The sequence below is a fragment of the Bradyrhizobium sp. USDA 4449 genome (assembly GCF_054056275.1).
On the sequence record NZ_JBSRYD010000001.1, the window covers coordinates 1389333 to 1404737 of the forward strand.

Below are 15405 nucleotides of genomic sequence, written 5' to 3' on the forward strand. Positions count from 1 at the left end.
GCGACACCGACAAACGACCGGCCGCGGAGCGATCCGCGGCCGGTCTGCTTTTGAGGCCTATTGATTGCAGCCGATGAATTGCAGCACGATTTCGCGGCGGTGCGGGCGCGCGCGATGCTCGACCAGATAGATCGCCTGCCAGGTGCCGAGCGCAAGCCCGCCGCCCAGCACCGGCACGTGCAACGACGTCTGCGTCAGCATCGTCTTGATATGCGCGGGCATGTCGTCGGGTCCTTCGGTGTCGTGTGTCCACGGCAGGTTTTCCGGCGCGAGCCGAGAGAGCGCGGTGGTGAGATCGACGAGGACGGAGGGATCAGCATTCTCCTGGATCGTCAGTGATGCCGAGGTGTGGCGGATGAACAGCGTCAGCGCGCCATCGCGGGCGCGAGCCTCGGCGATGAATTTCACGAGCTCGCTGGTGAGATCGGTGAAGCCGCGGCCCTTCGTCTGCACGGCGAGCTGCGACGAGACGATCGTCGTGGCCTGCACCGACGATGGCGCCGAGCGTGTGATTGATTTGGCCGATGTCATGACATGTCTCGCGTCACGTCATATCTTCCCCGACACGTCCCTCTGCACGCGATTGGCCATGTCGATCAGCCGCCGCCAGGCCTTTTCCAGGAACGACATCGCGCGATCGAGGTCCTGGTCGCTCGGCAGCGGGATCTCGAGCTTGCGGTCGCCCTCGGCGGACTTTGGTTCTCGTGCTTGCGGCTCGGCCTTCTTCAAGGAATCGGATTTCGGCAGCGCCTCCTCAATCTTGCCGGGGACCGCCGGCCCTGCCGCGAGCTGCCCCTTGAGCTTTTCGACCTCGGCCTGGAGACGGCCGATCTCGGCATCGAGCGCCGCGCGCTCGTCGGGCACGGCGTAGCAGGCCCAGCCGGCATCATTCCTGGTGCAGGTCGAGACCGTGCCGGTGCGGGTGTCGAGCCGCAGCACGCCGTCCGGGATCGGCGTCATGCTGTACCGGCCGTTTTCGCCGTCGGGCGCCGATTGCGCCGCAGCCAGGGTGCCGCTGACCGCCGTCAGCGCAACGACCACGGCCGCAAGCCTTGATGTTGTGGATGATTTCGCAGGTCTCATCGCGCTCTCCGCCACGCCGCGCAGGTGCCACATGGCGAAATTCTACACCCCGGCGGGCGACGACGCATCGGCGGATCGCGCGGAGAGCTGCTGCGGTGCGGCGTCACGCTGTGTGCAGCGCTGGCGTACAAGGAAATATCCTCAATGAAATCAGACGGATAAAGGATCACGACGCGATCGTGACTTGGCTTGACTTGATTATGTGCGGTCAGTATGGTCCGCGCGGCTTTTGAGGGTGGCGGGCGTAATTTCCATTCAACCGCGGCGTTTCGGGTCTTCGTGGCATGGCTCAGGACACGGGACACAACGGGAATGGAGATCGCGATAGATCGCCCGAGGAAGCTGCGCTTTCCGAACGGCTCGGAAGTCTTGATCAGCGGTTGTCCGAAATTCGCGGCCGCCACATCAAGACCGAGCAACCCGCAGGTGACGGTGAAGACGGAGCGGCCAGAGCCTCGGCGATGGCGCTTGGTTTCCGGTTATCCTCCGAGTTGATCGCCGGGGTCGTCGTCGGGGCGGGGATTGGCTGGGGTTTCGACCGCTTGCTGTCGACATCGCCTTTCGGATTTATCGTGTTCACGCTGCTGGGCTTCGTAGCCGGCGTGGTGAATGTGGTGAGAACGGCGGGCGCGGGTCAGGACAGGCGCGGCGGGTCTTGAGCGAATCCGAACAAGAGAGGAATTGATCGCGCCGGTTTCGCCGGTGCGGGCCGGCCCGGCCGGCAGACCGAGACACGCCGGCTAGCCCGGCAGACCAAGAGATGCCGCGCCGATGAAAATCGATCCGATCCACCAGTTCAACATCGAGCCGCTCTTCACGCTGGGCCATATCGGCAATCACACGATCGCCTTCACCAATTCATCGCTCTACATGCTGGTGGCGGTGGCGATCATCTCGATCCTGATGCTTGCCAGCGGCACGCAGCTCGTTCCGGGCCGCCTGCAGTCGGTGGCCGAGATTTCCTACGAGTTCGTCGCCTCGACCATCCGTTCGACCGCCGGCTCGGAAGGCATGAAGTTCTTCCCGCTGGTCTTCTCGATCTTCATGTTCCTCTGCGTGTCGAATCTCGTCGGCGTCATCCCCTATACCTTCACGATCGCGAGCCATCTGATCGTCACGGTGGCGCTGGCGCTGCTGGTCTTCTTCACGGTGCTGATCTACGGCGTCGCCAAGAACGGCCTGAAGTTCTTCAAGATCTTCATTCCTCACGGCGTCCCCGGCTACATCCTGCCGCTGGTGATGTTCATCGAGATCCTGTCCTTCTTCCTGCGGCCGGTCTCCCACAGCGTCCGTCTGTTCGCCAACATGCTGGCCGGCCACATCGCGCTGAAGGTGTTCGCGGGCTTCGTCGCCATGCTGGGCTTCTCGCTCGGCGCCATCGGCTGGGTCGGCGGCGTGCTGCCGCTGGCGCTCACGATCTCGCTGTACGCCCTCGAGATCCTGGTCGCGTTCCTGCAGGCCTATGTGTTTGCGATCCTGACCTGCATCTACCTCAACGACGCCATTCATCCGGGACACTAAGCGGTCCGGGGAATTTCCACCCAAAACCCAATCTTTCTTCCAAGGAGTCTAAAATGGATCCGACAGCAGCAAAACTTATCGGCGCGGGCATCGCGTGCATCGGCATGGGCGGCGCTGGCGTCGGCGTGGGCGTGATCTTCGGCAACTACCTCGCCGCAGCCGTCCGCAACCCGTCGGCTGCTCAGGGCCAGTTCGGCAACCTGATCTTCGGCTTCGCCGTGACCGAAGCGCTCGGTATCTTCTCGCTGCTGATCGCGCTGCTTCTGCTGTTCGTTTTCTAAAGGACGACTTCTTCCGCGCCGCTTCCTCCGGAGCGGCGCGTGACAGCAACAGGAGTACTCCATGGCCGAGAGTCCTGGCGGAGCGAAAGCACCGGCGACTGACGCCCACAGCGAAGCCGACGGCGGTCATCACGCCGGCGCGTTTCCGCCGTTCGAGAGCAGCACTTTCGCTTCGCAGCTGGTGTCGCTCGCGATCTTCTTCGTCTTGCTTTACGTGATCGTGTCCAAGCTCGCTCTGCCGAAGGTCGGCGGCGCGATCGAAGCGCGTCAGAACAAGATCGAGGGTGACCTCGCCGAGGCGCAGAAGCTGAAGGATCAGTCCGAGGCTGCGCTGAAGGCCTATGAGGGCGAGCTCGCTTCGGCGCGTTCGCGGGCACAGGCGATCGGCAACGAATCCCGCGACAAGGCGAATGCGCAGGCGGAAGCCGAGCGCAAGAGCCTGGAGGCGCAGCTGGCGGCCAAGCTCGCCGAGGCGGAAAAGACCATCGCCTCGACCCGTGCGACCGCCATGAGCAACGTCCGCGGCATCGCGGCCGATGCGGCAGGCACCATCGTGCAGCAGCTTACCGGGGTCGTTCCTGACACGGCGTCGGTCAATGCCGCCGTCGATGCGTCCTTGAAGGGTTAGTCGATATGTTCTTCGAACCAGAAACCTGGGTCGCCGTCGCCTTCCTGATCCTGATGGTCGTGTTCGGCTATCTCGGGGTCTTCAAGAAGGCAATGGCTGCGCTCGACCATCGCGCCGACCGCATCAAGGCCGAGCTCGACGACGCGACGCGCCTGAAGCAGGAAGCGGCCAAGGTGCTCGCCGACTACAAGGCGCGCAGTGCCTCGGCCGAACGCGAGGCCGCCGACATCATCGCCAATGCCAGGTCCGAAGCCGAGCGCATCGCGACCGAGGCCAAGGCGAAGATGGAAGACTTCGTCGCCCGCCGCACCAAGACCGCGGAGAGCAAGATCGCTCTGGCCGAAGCTCAGGCGCTGGCCGATGTCCGCGCCGCAGCCGCGGAAGCCGCCGTCCAGGCCGCCTCGACGATCCTGTCGCAGTCGGTCAAGGGCCAGGTCGCCGACGATCTGCTCGCCAAAGGCATCACCGAAGTTCGCCAGAAGCTGAACTGAGGGCAGACGCCTCACCCATCAAAAAGCCGGCGCGATGAGCGCCGGCTTTTTTGTTTGGGTGGTCTGTGGTGTCCCGGACGCGGTGCGGTGCAACGCTGCGCCGCAGAGCCGGGGTATGAGACCTACTTCCTCTTCCCGCGCGCCTTCGGCTCGGGCGCCAGTGCCTGGGGATCGAACCCGACGTAGAAGATGTAGGAATCGGCGACCGCAGCCGAGGGCACCGGATACGACAGATCCTCCGCGACGAAGGTGAACGGCACGCTCCCGCCTTCGGACATCGCGACCGTGGTCCGGTAGGCCTTCGAGGCGATCACCTTCTCGCCGACCCCGCCCTGGACCACGGCAACGCGCAGGGGCACCTCGACCGTGGCAGGCGCGCCGGCGGGGCCTGCGATGACGCGGCCCTGGATGCCGACCCGCGCAGTGATCTCGCCGCCGTTGCGGACACATTCGCGCGCCATCTTGGTGATCGAGGCCTGGAAGCGCACGTCGTTGCCGACGGCCGGCTTGCCCGTCGCCCCGACCCCATAGGTAGAGGCTCCCGCGCGCACCGTGACCTGCGGGCAATCGAGATCGTCATCCGCGGCCGGCTGGCCCGGCGCAGGCGTCGGCTGGGCAGGCTCGTCGGATTTGCCGCCGAACAGGCTCTTGAAGCGGTCCGTCAGCGATTGCGCCGCGACCGGCGAGACCGTCGCCGACAACACCGACAGCGCCAGCGCGATCATCGGACCCCGCCGCAGCGCATTCCGCAATGATCGAAGCTCCTTCATGAACGCCAGTACTCCATGACAACATCCCGGCCTGTCGCCGGCTCGTGCGGGTTATATCGCCAAAATCGGCGATCCCAAGGCGGGAAATCCAGGTCGGAAGAGGGTGATCTCGGCACGCGAGCAAGCGCGGCTCAGCCGCGGAAATCCTCATGCAGCAAGCCGTACAGCAGGTGGTCCTGCCACACCCCGTTGATGCAGAGATAGCGGCGGGCCAGCCCTTCACGGGAGAAGCCGCACTTCTCCAGCACCCGGATCGACGGCGCGTTGGTGGGGATGCAGGCGGCCTCGACCCGATGCAAATTGATCTCGCCGAACAGCGTCGGCAGCAGCACCCGGAGCGCCGCGGTCATGTAGCCGCGATGGGCATGGGGCTGGCCGACCCAGTAGCCGATGGTACCGGCCTGGACGATGCCACGCCGGACATTGGCGAGCGTGATGCCGCCGACCATGGCGCCGTCGAGTTCGCGGAAAATCAGAAAGGGATAGGAGCGATCCGAGGCGATATCCTCGGAATAGCGGCGCAGGCGGCGGCGGAAACCGGACCGGGTCAGATCGTCCGACGGCCAGATCGGCTCCCAGGGCGTCAAGTAATCGCGGCTGGTCTCGCGCAAATGCGCCCATTGCAGAAAGTCCGACATCTGCGGCGCGCGCAGCAGCAACCCGTTGCCACGCGGCGCGAGAGCAGCAGGTCCACTGGATGGCAAACGAAAGAGGGCCATAGTGATGCTTCCCGGAGGCGGGTCGTGCGCGGCTCCCTAGTGCAGCCGCGCCTTGGCACGCGCCTTGGTCAATCCTTCCGCAAAAGACACCGCCGTGTCCAGACCCCTCCCACTGCCCAATGCGACGACTGCAGGGCGGCTGCGCGAAAGCAGTGCACGCGCCGCATCGCGGGTCGATTCGACGCTGACGGCATCGATCCTGGCCACCAGCTCCTGCACCGTTTGCGGCCGCCCGTAGGCCAGTACGTGCCGGGCCAGTTGCTCGGCACGCGAGGAGCAGCTCTCCAGCGCCATCAGCAGACCCGCCTTCATCTGCGCCTTGGCGCGGGCGATCTCGGCCTCGGTCAGGGTCTCGACCGAATCATTCATGATGTCGACCACGACCTCCATCATTTCAGGCGCGTCGGCGGGATCGGTCCCGGTGTAGAGGCCGAAGAAACCGGTGTCGGTATAGGGCGCGTGGAAAGAGTAGATGGAGTAGCAGAGGCCGCGCTTCTCGCGCACCTCCTGGAACAGGCGCGACGACATTCCGCCGCCGAGGACGTTGGTGAACACCTGGAGCGAGAACAGCGACAGATCGGTTTGGGGCACGCCTTCCAGCGCCAGCGTCAGATGCGCTTGCTCGAGTTCGCGATGCACCACCTTGGTGCCGCCTTGGCCGAATTTGGCCGCCTGCGGTTTCGGCCCTGGCGTCGCCTCGAAGCTTGCAAAGCGCTTCTCGACCTCGGCCACCACCTGCTTGTGATCGACGGCGCCGGCCGCCGCCACCACCATGTCGGGGCCACGGTAATGCGTCGAGAGATAATCGCGCAGCGAGACCCGGTTGAAGCTCTTTAGCGTCTTGGCAGTGCCGAGCAGCGAGCGGCCCATCGGCTGGTCGGGATAGCAGAGCTCGTTGAGGTGCTCGAACACGACGTCATCAGGCGTGTCCTGGGCCGCGCCGATCTCTTGCACGATCACATTCTTCTCGCGCTCGAGCTCGTCGGGTTCGAAGGCCGGATTGGCGAGGATGTCGGCCAGCACGTCGAGCGCCAGCGGCACGTCGGCCTTCATCACCCGGGCATAATAGGACGTCGTCTCGGTCGAGGTGCCCGCGTTGAGGTCGCCGCCGACCGCCTCGATCTCCTCCACGATCTCGCGCGAGGATCGCCCGGTGGTGCCTTTGAACGCCATATGTTCCAGGAGATGGGAGATGCCATGCTCGTTGGGCTTCTCGTCGCGGCCGCCGACGCCGGCCCAGACGCCGAGCGCGGCGGTCTCGAGGTGAGGCATGTTGTCGGTGACGACGGTCAGGCCGGACGCAAGCTTGGAAATCTCGACGCTCATCCGGCAACTCCCTGCTTTGCGGCGCGGCTGACCGACAGCACGAACCGCTCAACTTCGCCCTGGTCGTTCTTCATCACCTGCATGTGCTCGGATCTGGTCATGAGACCGTCGAGCCAGGCCGGCAGCAGCGGCCGCTGACCGCAAGCCGCATCCACGGCGTCGGGGAATTTGGCGGGATGCGCGGTCGAGAGCACGATATTGGGGACGGTCGTGTCGGTGGTGTCGCGATCGGCGACCGCGAGCGCCACGGCGGTGTGCGGATCGACAAGCTCGCCGGCCTCACGCCAGGCGGCGCGGATCGCAGCCGCCGTCTCGGTCTCATCGGCGCGGCCGGCGTCGAATTCTTCGCGGATCGCGGCGAGCGTCACATCCGGCAGCACGAAGCGGCCCGACTGCTTCAGCGAGTCCATCAGGCGGCGGACGCTCGCCGCATCGCGCTTGCTCGCCTCGAACAGCAGCCGCTCGAAATTCGAGGAGATCTGGATGTCCATCGAGGGCGATGCGGTGGCGTGCACCTCGCGCACCTCGTAGATGCCGGTCTTGAGCGTGCGAGCGAGAATGTCGTTGACGTTGGCCGCAATCCGCAGCGTGCGCACGGGAAGGCCCATGCGCTTGGCGACGTAACCTGCAAAAATATCGCCGAAATTGCCTGTCGGCACGATGAAGTCTACCGCACGCGCCGGCGCGCCGACGGCGACCGCCGAGGTGAAATAGTAGACCACTTGCGCGACGATGCGCGCCCAGTTGATGGAATTGACGCCGGACAGCGACGTCGCATCGCGGAAGCGGTGGTTGTTGAACATCCCCTTCACGAGCGCCTGGCAGTCGTCGAAATTGCCCTCGATGGCGAGCGCATGCACGTTGGCCGCGCCCGTCGTCGTCATCATGCGCTGCTGGACCTCGGAGACACGGCCCTGCGGAAACAGCACGGCGAGATCGACATTCTCCAGGCCCGCAAACGCATCGACCGCAGCGCCACCGGTGTCGCCGGAGGTTGCGACCACGATGGTGGTGCGCTGGCCTCGCTTGGCGAGCACATGATCCATCAGCCGCGAGAGCAGCTGCATCGCGACGTCCTTGAAGGCGAGCGTCGGACCGTGAAACAGCTCCAGCACGAATTGATGCGGCGACATCTGGCGCAGCGGCACCACGGCCGGATGTCGGAAGGTGGCATAGGCCTCGTTCGCCATGCGGCCGAGCTCGGCGTCGGAAATCTCACCGCCGACGAAGGGACGGATGATTTCGACCGCGACTTCCCAATAGGGCCGGCCGAAGAAGCTTGCGATGGTCTCGGCCGACAGCTGCGGCCAGGTCACCGGCACATAGAGACCGCCGTCGCGGGCAAGCCCGGTCAGCATCACGTCGCAGAAGCCAAGCTCAGGGGCCTCGCCCCGGGTCGAGATATAACGAGTCAAACTGCCCTCCAAAGGCCGGCCCGAGCCGAATTCTGGCCTTAAGCCTTTGATTTCACGATGTTCCTAGTTCTTCAGCCAGAGGCTTCCGGCACCATAGAGTGTTTTGCGGGGCCACACCATGCCCAAGGAAAAAGGGCTGCGGCGATGCCACAGCCCTCTCTTGGAAGGTCTGTCGTTGATATGTGCAGACCGGTTTTCGTCGCTGGGGCGCCTGCCCCAAAAACTGCTCGTTCGAGCTATCGTCAGCCGTCACGGAATCGTCAAGGGCAAAAACGGTGCGCGACGCCAAATGTTCCTGTTTTTCCCGATGCGCCACAGCAGAGCCGATGATCAGGTCGCCCCGGAGTCTCGCCCCATGACCGTTTTTCCTGTCCCGCCGCGTGGGACCAGGAACAAGCACTGCATCCGTCCATTGTGTCGGTGGAAGCGTACCGAGCCGCCGTCCACACATGGCCGAACGCGCGGCGGCATTGATCCGTCGGCCGAACCGGCAGCATCCTGGAGCAGCCGGTTCGGTCCCTGACCCTATGTCAGTTCATCCCGATTTCCACCGCTATCCTGATCAGGTCGGAATGGTTCTTGGCCCCTAATTTCTGCTTGAGCAGGGAGGTGGTGTTGGCAACGGTCTTGTAGGAGATGCCGAGCGCCTCGGCGACCTCGACGATCTTGTTGCCGCGTCCAAGCAGGCGGAGAATCTCGAGCTCCCGCGGCGTCATCTGCGAGGCTGGATTGGCCTTGATCGCGGCGCCCGAGAACGTCACGGCCTCAGCAAGCTGTGGCGAAATGAAATGGTCGCCTGCGGCCACCCTGCGCACCGCCTTGAGCAGGATCCGGGGATCGTCGCCCTTGGAGACATAGCCCTGCGCCCCGAGCTCGACCGCGCGCACCACGAAAGCCGGATCGTCGTTCATGCTGAACATGATGATCTTGGCATCCGGGTCGTCCTTGCGGATCCGGCGCATCAGCTCGAAGCCGGAGACATCAGGCAGGTTGACGTCGATAACGGTCACGTCAGGACGCCTGCTGACATAGGCCCGGTGGCCGGACTTGGCGTCGCTCGCCTCGTCGATCCGGATCGAATGGTCGGACGAAAACAGGGTGCGACAACCTGACAGCACCACGGGATGGTCGTCAACAATCAGGATCCGGGTCCCCGGCTTGGCGGTATCTTGCATCGTGCACTCTCTTGTTGTGGCACTCATAGACCGACGGGAACAAATGGAAAGAGAGAAATCCGCCAATGCACGTTAGAATTGACCTAATGTGGCAACGACTCTCGTTCAGAACCCGGCTGTTTCTTCCGCTCGGCCTCAGCTTTCTGGCCGCGCTGGCCATGGGCGGCGTGCTGTTGCAAGCGTTTGCGACAGGCCAGCTGGCAGACGAGAGCGAACCTGGCGGACGTTCGGCGCGGGCCGTCGCTGTCGCGCTCAACAGCACTCTGAGGACGTCAGACAATCCACGGAAGATGCTCGACGCATTCGTCAGTTCCTTGAGCACCTCCTCCGATATCCAATTCCGTCCCTTACAAGCGGGTCCCCCGCCTTCGATGAAGGAGGGCCTGCACGAGGTGCATGGCGTGCCCCGATGGTTCGTGGACCTGATCGGCATCCCCGCCATGGAGGCGGCGTCTCCGGTCCTCATCGATGACAAGCCCGTCGGCGACATCGTGTTCATCCCCGACCTGTCGGCCGACCTGTTCGAGAAATGGATCGGCTTTCTGGCGCTGATGAGCCTGATCGCCCTGCTGATGCTGCTGACCGGAACGATCGCCTATCTGTTTGCGACATCGGCGCTGGGCCCCCTGCAGAATCTCGGCGCAGGCCTGACCCGCATCCGGCGTGGCGATTATACGACGCCGATTCCTGTCGCGGGGCCGCCGGAAATCCGGCAAGCCTGCGAGGAGGCCAATGCGCTGGCCATGACGCTCGCGCAATTGAGCCAGGACAATCGCAATCTCTTGCACCGACTTGTGTCGCTCCAGGACGATGAGCGGCGCGATCTCGCGCGCGAGCTGCATGACGAGCTCGGACCTTTGTTGTTCAGCATCCGCGCCGGCACGATCGCGTTGAGCGAAGGCTCGGCGCAAGCAGGACATCTCGGCAATTCCGCGCAGGAGGTGATGCGATCGATCGAGACACTGCAGTCGACCAACCGTCGCATTCTCGACCGGTTGCGGCCGCTCTACATCGCGGAATTGGGGCTCGAGGGGAGCGTGCAGACGCTGCTCAGCAATTTTCGCAGGCAGGCGCCGCATATCGGCCTCACCGCGACGATCGATCCGGCAATCGACGAGATCGAGGGGCCGCTGGCCCAGACCATCTACCGCGTGATCCAGGAGGCCTTGACCAACGTGCTGCGTCACGCGGGAGCACGGAACGTCCATGTGGCGGCGGCGATATCAGGCGATGCGGTTGCGGTGGAGGTTTCCGACGACGGTGGCGGCTTTCCGGCCGACAATGTCTTTGGCCGCGGCCTGACCGGCATGCATGAACGTGTGCGCGCGCTGAGCGGATCGCTATCACTTCTGCGCGCGGAAGAACGGACCTACGTGCGCTGTAGCCTTCCGCTCGGCGAAGCCCGGAACCCGATATCCGGCTAGCTTTGGTGTCTCAGGAGGTTGTCCATCTGGTCTGAACCGAGGAAGCTGAGGTTGCGAAGCTTCAGTGTTCCAGGGAGAGACCAGATGAACGTCCACAAGAATGCGCCTTTGACGCCCAAAGGTCGAGAGGCGATGGCCCGAAGCGTGGTGGAAGGTGGGCTGAACCAGGCCGACGCGGCCTATCAGTTCAACACGACGCCGAAGACCGTCGCCAAATGGGTCAAGCGGTTCCGCGCAGAAGGTGCGGAGGGGATGCGCGATCGCTCCTCCAGACCCCTTTCATCGCCAAGCCAAATCCCGCCTGCCACGCGTGCCGTCGTCGAGAGGTTGCGCCGGGAGCGTCACACCGGCAAGCAGATTGCAGCCGAGGTCAAGGTGTCACGGGCCACTGTCAGCCGCATCCTTCGTCGCTTGGGATTGAGCCGGATGCGCGATCTGGAGCCGGCCGAGCCGGTGCGGCGCTATGAGCGCGAGCATCCCGGCGAGCTCATCCATATCGATATCAAGAAGCTCGGGAGGTTCGTCAGGCCTGGCCACCGCATCACGCACGATCGCCAGAAGGGTGAAAGCCGCGGCGCGGGTCACGAGTTCGTCCACGTCGCGATCGACGATGCATCGCGCGTGGCCTTCTCTCAGATCCGACCCGACGAGAAGAAGGAGAGCGCCATCGCCTTCCTCAACAACGTCGTCTCGTACTTCCAGGGACTCGGCATAAAGGTCACGGGCATCATGACCGACAACGGCTCTTGCTATCGTGCCAAAGCGTTTGCCAAGGCCTGTAAAAGGCTCGGCCTCAAACACATCTTCACCCGGCCCTACAGGCCGCAAACAAACGGCAAGGCCGAGCGGTTCATCCAAACGGCGCTACGCGAGTGGGCCTATGCTCGCGCCTACGAAACCTCAGACCAGCGAGCCAACGATCTGCCAATCTGGCTTCATCACTATAACTGGCACCGCTCGCACGGCAGCCTGCACGCCAAACCACCGATCAGCCGCCTCGCCATCCCGGAGGACGACCTGTTGAGATTCCACAGCTAGCACGCCGCGCAATCGTGCGATCCCTGCTCGGCCGGCTCGCACACCGTGCTGTAGATTTTGCCTTCCGCACTGAAGCGAAACGAGGCGCGGACGCGCAACGCGCCGGCGACCGAATATTCGAGATCGATGCCGTTCTGCGCAGGATGGATTTCCTCGAGGCCGAAGCCCACCGAGGAGAAGGCGCTGAGCTTCGGTCCCCAATACGTCTCGAGCTCGCGCCGGCCACGATAGAGATGCGTGCCGTTGCACATGCATTCCACCTCGCCGTCATCGGCATAGAGGTCGAGCAGCGTCGCGAGGGCGCCTTTGCGGCAGGCATCCACCCAATCGACGACGAGTCCCATCTGATCGAAATCGCGCAAGGCCAGCAATCCTGTTGCCGCGAGAACAAGGCGAGACGCGGCTTAATGCCACCCTCGTGAATATGGACTGAATAATAAACCCCGGGCGATTCCGGGTCCTGCCCGGAACCTACCGATTTGCGTACGTGTGCCGACGTCCCTTCAGCCAGACGCCGAATGCGACCAGCACAGCGCCGGCAAGCAAGAACCACGTGACGGCATATTGCAGATGATCGTCCTTCAGATGCACATCGAGCGGCCCCGGACGCGGAATGCCGTTCTCGGGCACCGGCTGCTCGAGATCCACGTAGAACGGCGCCACCGCACCCCAGCCCAGCGCGCTTGCGATCGCCGGATGATCGCGCACGAACCACAGCCGCTTGTCCCGGTTCGCCGCCGGCGTGAGCCAGCTTGGTGCTTCGGGAAAACGAAGATAGCCGGTGAGCACGACGGGGGCGCCGGTGACGAGCTTCTTCACCGCGCGATCCTCGACGCTGCGATCCTGCATCGTGTTCTCGACGAAACCCGCATCGATCACGACCATCTCGCCGCTCGGCAGCCGCGCCGGCAGGAAGGCCCAGGTGCCCGGAGTGGATGCATCCTTGCGCACGGCGGAGCCGGAGGAATAGACCATCGCATCCGGCATCGCTGCATAGGTTGCGGTGAAGCTGACACGGCGAAATTCGTCGCGCGCGGGCGTCAGCGTGGCCCATTGCGCAGGCGGCGGCAGCGCGACCGGCGGTTCCGCGAGGCGCTCGGTGAGCGCGGCGACCAGCTCGTGCTTGGCGGTGCGGCGCTGCAATTGCCAGACTCCGAGCGCCACGAAAGTCGCGGTCAGCAGGAGCGTGAACAGCGCGAAGCCGGCCACGCGGGGCGTGCGCGCAGCCTCGTTCATTTCGCGCGGTCGACCAGCCGGCCGGGTGCCGCCTTGTGATGGAATTGCAGCGCGATCAGCAGCGATTTCATGGCGCGTAGCGGCAGCAGCGTCGTCGCGAGAATCAGCGGCAACCACAGCACGGCGTGCAGCCAGAACGGCGGCTGATATTTGACCTCGACGACGAGCGCGCAGCCGACCACGATCGCGCCGGCCAGCATGATGATGAAGATCGCCGGGCCGTCGCCGGCATCGATGAAGGCGTAGTCGAGACCGCAGCGGTCGCAGGACGGCGCGAGAGTCAAGAAGCCCGCATAGAGCTTGCCCGCGCCGCAGCGCGGGCATTTGCAGGCGAGCCCGCGCAGCGCGCTTTGCAGGACAGTTGGCTCGGCAGTCGGCTTTGGTTCAGGGGGGCCGGCAGTTTCGCTCATGACGCACACTTCTATCACAGTTTTGGCCGGGGCCTCTGGCGCTGGAAAGCGAAAGGGCGGCCCTGCGGCCGCCCTTTCCAGATCGATCCGTCGCGACCCTAGTGCGCGCCGTGGGCCATGGTCTCGGCACCATGTCCCCAGACATAGATGCACAGGAACAGGAACAGCCAGACCACGTCGACGAAGTGCCAATACCAGGCGGCGAATTCGAAGCCGAGGTGCTGCTTCGGCGTGAAGTGGCCGGCATAGGCGCGCGCCAGGCAGACGATCAGGAAGATGGTGCCGACCAGCACGTGGAAGCCGTGGAAGCCGGTCGCCATGAAGAAGGTCCCGCCGTAGACGTTGCCGGCGAACGAGAAAGCAGCGTGGCTGTACTCATAGGCCTGCACGCAGGTGAAGGTCGCCCCCAGCAGGATGGTGAGGATCAGGCCGTATTTCAGGCCCTGACGGTCATTCTCGAGCAGGGCGTGATGTGCCCAGGTGACGGTGGTGCCCGACGTGAGCAGGATCAGCGTGTTGAGCAGCGGCAGATGCCAGGGATCGAAGGTTTCGATGCCGTGAGGAGGCCAGGTGCCGGGCACCGAGCAGGCGCCGGGCGCGGTGCCGAGGCCGCAGCCGAACACGGCATCCCGGGTGGCATGGACGGCATCGGCCGGGAACAGCGCTGCGTTGAAATAGGCCCAGAACCAGGCGACGAAGAACATCACCTCGGAGGCGATGAACAGGATCATGCCATAGCGGTGATGCAGCTGCACGACGCGGGTGTGATCGCCCTTGTATTGGGCTTCCTTGATCACGTCGCCCCACCAGCTCGCCATGGTGTACAGCACGCCGACGGTGCCGACACCGAACACGATCGGCGCGGCCGCGTACATGTGGTGCATCCAGGAGATCGCACCGAGCGCCATGATGAAGGCCGAGACGGAGCCGACCGCCGGCCACGGGGAGGGATCGACCAGATGGTAGTCGTGATGCTTGCCTTGCGCGGTAGCCATTGCGGTCTGTCTCCTCAATCCCGTGCCTGTCAGGCACTTATCCCCTTATTCCAGCCCCTGAGCGTCAACCCGGCGGCTGGAGATTACCCTTGCGTTTGTCGTCGTCACCGGATGCGAGCGGCTTCACCACCGGATCCTTCACCGGATAGAACGTGTAGGACAGCGTGATCGTGCTCAGCCCGTCATTGTCGTGATCGTCGACGATCGACGGATCGACATAGAACACCACGGGCATCTCGCGCTTCTCGCCGGGCGCCATGGTCTGCTCGGAGAAGCAGAAGCAGTTGATCTTCTCGAAATAGGACCCGACCGTCAGCGGCGCGACGTTATAGGCGGCCTGGCCGGAGGTGGTGCGGGCGGCCTGGTTGGTCACGGTATAATAGATGGTCGTGACCTGGCCGATATTGACCTCGATCTCGGTCTGCTCAGGCACGAACTTCCAGGGCAGGCCCGGCGCGACGTTGGAATCGAAACGGACCGCGATCTTGCGGGCGATCGGACCGGTGGCAGGCGCCGAGGTTGCGACCTGGGTCGTTCCGTTGAAGCCGGTGGCGCGGCAGAACCAGTTGTAGAACGGCACCGCGGCGTAGGACGCGCCGACCATCAACGCGACCACGCCGCCGCAGATCGAGGCGACCAGCACATCGCGGCCCAAGCCCCCTGAACGGCCCTTCCCGTCGGTTCGGCTCTGATCCTGCGATATGGTCGGCTTCTGATCCATCTCTGTCACATCGGGCGAACTAGAACCGCCGGGCCCTTGACCATGGTGACGGCGAAGAAAAGGATGACGAGGACGCCGAGGGCGAGCGCGATTGCGATCGAGCGCTGACGACGGCTCTTCTTCTGCGCCTCGGTGAGGACGATTCCATCTGGCTCGGGTTTGTCAGCCATCC

Annotated in this window: 20 protein-coding genes; 7 read left to right on the forward strand and 13 right to left on the reverse strand. The window is 64.3% G+C overall.

What is annotated here, in order from left to right; genetic code table 11:
* Positions 1–57 precede the first annotated feature (57 nt).
* Positions 58–531 carry a secondary thiamine-phosphate synthase enzyme YjbQ gene (locus ACVIIW_RS06595; protein WP_456700009.1) on the reverse strand — a complete coding sequence of 158 codons (474 nt, stop codon included), beginning with the start codon at positions 529–531 and terminating at the stop codon, positions 58–60.
* Between the two features lie 18 nt (positions 532–549).
* Entirely contained in the window at positions 550–1083 is a 534-nt protein-coding gene (locus ACVIIW_RS06600; RefSeq protein ID WP_456700010.1) for a hypothetical protein, read from the reverse strand.
* Positions 1084–1367: 284 nt separating this feature from the next.
* Here ACVIIW_RS06600 and ACVIIW_RS06605 point away from each other — a divergent pair, with 284 nt between their 5' ends.
* From ACVIIW_RS06605 to ACVIIW_RS06625, 5 genes are all read left to right on the forward strand, one after another.
* Positions 1368–1742: an AtpZ/AtpI family protein gene (locus ACVIIW_RS06605; protein WP_456700011.1), complete on the forward strand. Its 375-nt coding sequence runs from the start codon at positions 1368–1370 to the stop codon at positions 1740–1742.
* A 112-nt stretch (positions 1743–1854) separates the two neighbouring features.
* Positions 1855–2604, forward strand: a complete 750-nt coding sequence (locus ACVIIW_RS06610) for a F0F1 ATP synthase subunit A (RefSeq protein ID WP_092238255.1) — start codon at positions 1855–1857, stop codon at positions 2602–2604.
* A 53-nt stretch (positions 2605–2657) separates the two neighbouring features.
* Positions 2658–2885: a F0F1 ATP synthase subunit C gene (locus tag ACVIIW_RS06615; protein WP_092238250.1), complete on the forward strand. Its 228-nt coding sequence runs from the start codon at positions 2658–2660 to the stop codon at positions 2883–2885.
* Positions 2886–2946: 61 nt separating this feature from the next.
* The gene (locus ACVIIW_RS06620) at positions 2947–3513 is read left to right on the forward strand and encodes a F0F1 ATP synthase subunit B (protein WP_456700012.1); all 567 of its coding nucleotides are present in this window, start codon (positions 2947–2949) and stop codon (positions 3511–3513) included.
* Between the two features lie 5 nt (positions 3514–3518).
* Positions 3519–4004 carry a F0F1 ATP synthase subunit B family protein gene (locus ACVIIW_RS06625; protein ID WP_456700013.1) on the forward strand — a complete coding sequence of 162 codons (486 nt, stop codon included), beginning with the start codon at positions 3519–3521 and terminating at the stop codon, positions 4002–4004.
* Positions 4005–4126: 122 nt separating this feature from the next.
* On the opposite strand, the gene ACVIIW_RS06630 is transcribed toward ACVIIW_RS06625, so the two are convergent.
* From ACVIIW_RS06630 to ACVIIW_RS06650, 5 genes are all read right to left on the reverse strand, one after another.
* The gene (locus tag ACVIIW_RS06630) at positions 4127–4774 is read right to left on the reverse strand and encodes a hypothetical protein (RefSeq protein ID WP_456700014.1); all 648 of its coding nucleotides are present in this window, start codon (positions 4772–4774) and stop codon (positions 4127–4129) included.
* A gap of 131 nt (positions 4775–4905) precedes the next feature.
* Positions 4906–5493: a GNAT family N-acetyltransferase gene (locus tag ACVIIW_RS06635; protein ID WP_092238235.1), complete on the reverse strand. Its 588-nt coding sequence runs from the start codon at positions 5491–5493 to the stop codon at positions 4906–4908.
* A gap of 36 nt (positions 5494–5529) precedes the next feature.
* Entirely contained in the window at positions 5530–6819 is a 1290-nt protein-coding gene (locus tag ACVIIW_RS06640) for a M16 family metallopeptidase (RefSeq protein WP_456700015.1), read from the reverse strand.
* Positions 6816–8234 (reverse strand): threonine synthase, encoded by a 1419-nt coding sequence (thrC, locus tag ACVIIW_RS06645; protein WP_456700016.1) that lies wholly within the window; start codon positions 8232–8234, stop codon positions 6816–6818. Before thrC ends, ACVIIW_RS06640 begins: the two co-directional genes overlap by 4 nt.
* Before the next feature lie 530 nt (positions 8235–8764).
* Positions 8765–9409: a response regulator transcription factor gene (locus tag ACVIIW_RS06650; RefSeq protein WP_456700017.1), complete on the reverse strand. Its 645-nt coding sequence runs from the start codon at positions 9407–9409 to the stop codon at positions 8765–8767.
* Between the two features lie 86 nt (positions 9410–9495).
* Here ACVIIW_RS06650 and ACVIIW_RS06655 point away from each other — a divergent pair, with 86 nt between their 5' ends.
* Together ACVIIW_RS06655 and ACVIIW_RS06660 are read left to right on the forward strand one after the other, a co-directional pair.
* Positions 9496–10833: a histidine kinase gene (locus ACVIIW_RS06655; protein WP_456700018.1), complete on the forward strand. Its 1338-nt coding sequence runs from the start codon at positions 9496–9498 to the stop codon at positions 10831–10833.
* 84 nt (positions 10834–10917) lie between these two features.
* Entirely contained in the window at positions 10918–11871 is a 954-nt protein-coding gene (locus ACVIIW_RS06660) for an IS481 family transposase (protein ID WP_456699844.1), read from the forward strand.
* On the opposite strand, the gene ACVIIW_RS06665 is transcribed toward ACVIIW_RS06660, so the two are convergent.
* The 6 genes from ACVIIW_RS06665 to ACVIIW_RS06690 all read right to left on the reverse strand — a co-directional run bounded on the left by ACVIIW_RS06665 (position 11868) and on the right by ACVIIW_RS06690 (position 15403).
* A complete protein-coding gene (locus ACVIIW_RS06665; protein WP_456700019.1) occupies positions 11868–12233 on the reverse strand; it encodes a nuclear transport factor 2 family protein in 366 nt (121 codons plus the stop codon). The genes ACVIIW_RS06660 and ACVIIW_RS06665 overlap by 4 nt on opposite strands.
* A gap of 109 nt (positions 12234–12342) precedes the next feature.
* On the reverse strand, positions 12343–13107 hold the full coding sequence (locus ACVIIW_RS06670; RefSeq protein WP_456700020.1) for an SURF1 family protein: 765 nt from the start codon (positions 13105–13107) through the stop codon (positions 12343–12345).
* Positions 13104–13517, reverse strand: coding sequence for a DUF983 domain-containing protein (locus ACVIIW_RS06675; protein ID WP_456700021.1), 414 nt, complete (start codon positions 13515–13517; stop codon positions 13104–13106). The genes ACVIIW_RS06670 and ACVIIW_RS06675 overlap by 4 nt, the downstream gene beginning before the upstream one ends.
* A 98-nt stretch (positions 13518–13615) precedes the next feature.
* Complete coding sequence (locus ACVIIW_RS06680; protein WP_092238211.1) at positions 13616–14512, reverse strand: cytochrome c oxidase subunit 3; 897 nt, start codon at positions 14510–14512, stop codon at positions 13616–13618.
* 64 nt (positions 14513–14576) lie between these two features.
* Positions 14577–15233: a cytochrome c oxidase assembly protein gene (locus tag ACVIIW_RS06685; protein ID WP_456700022.1), complete on the reverse strand. Its 657-nt coding sequence runs from the start codon at positions 15231–15233 to the stop codon at positions 14577–14579.
* 5 nt (positions 15234–15238) lie between these two features.
* Positions 15239–15403, reverse strand: a complete 165-nt coding sequence (locus ACVIIW_RS06690; RefSeq protein ID WP_148754405.1) for a CoxF protein — start codon at positions 15401–15403, stop codon at positions 15239–15241.
* Positions 15404–15405: the final 2 nt, after the last annotated feature.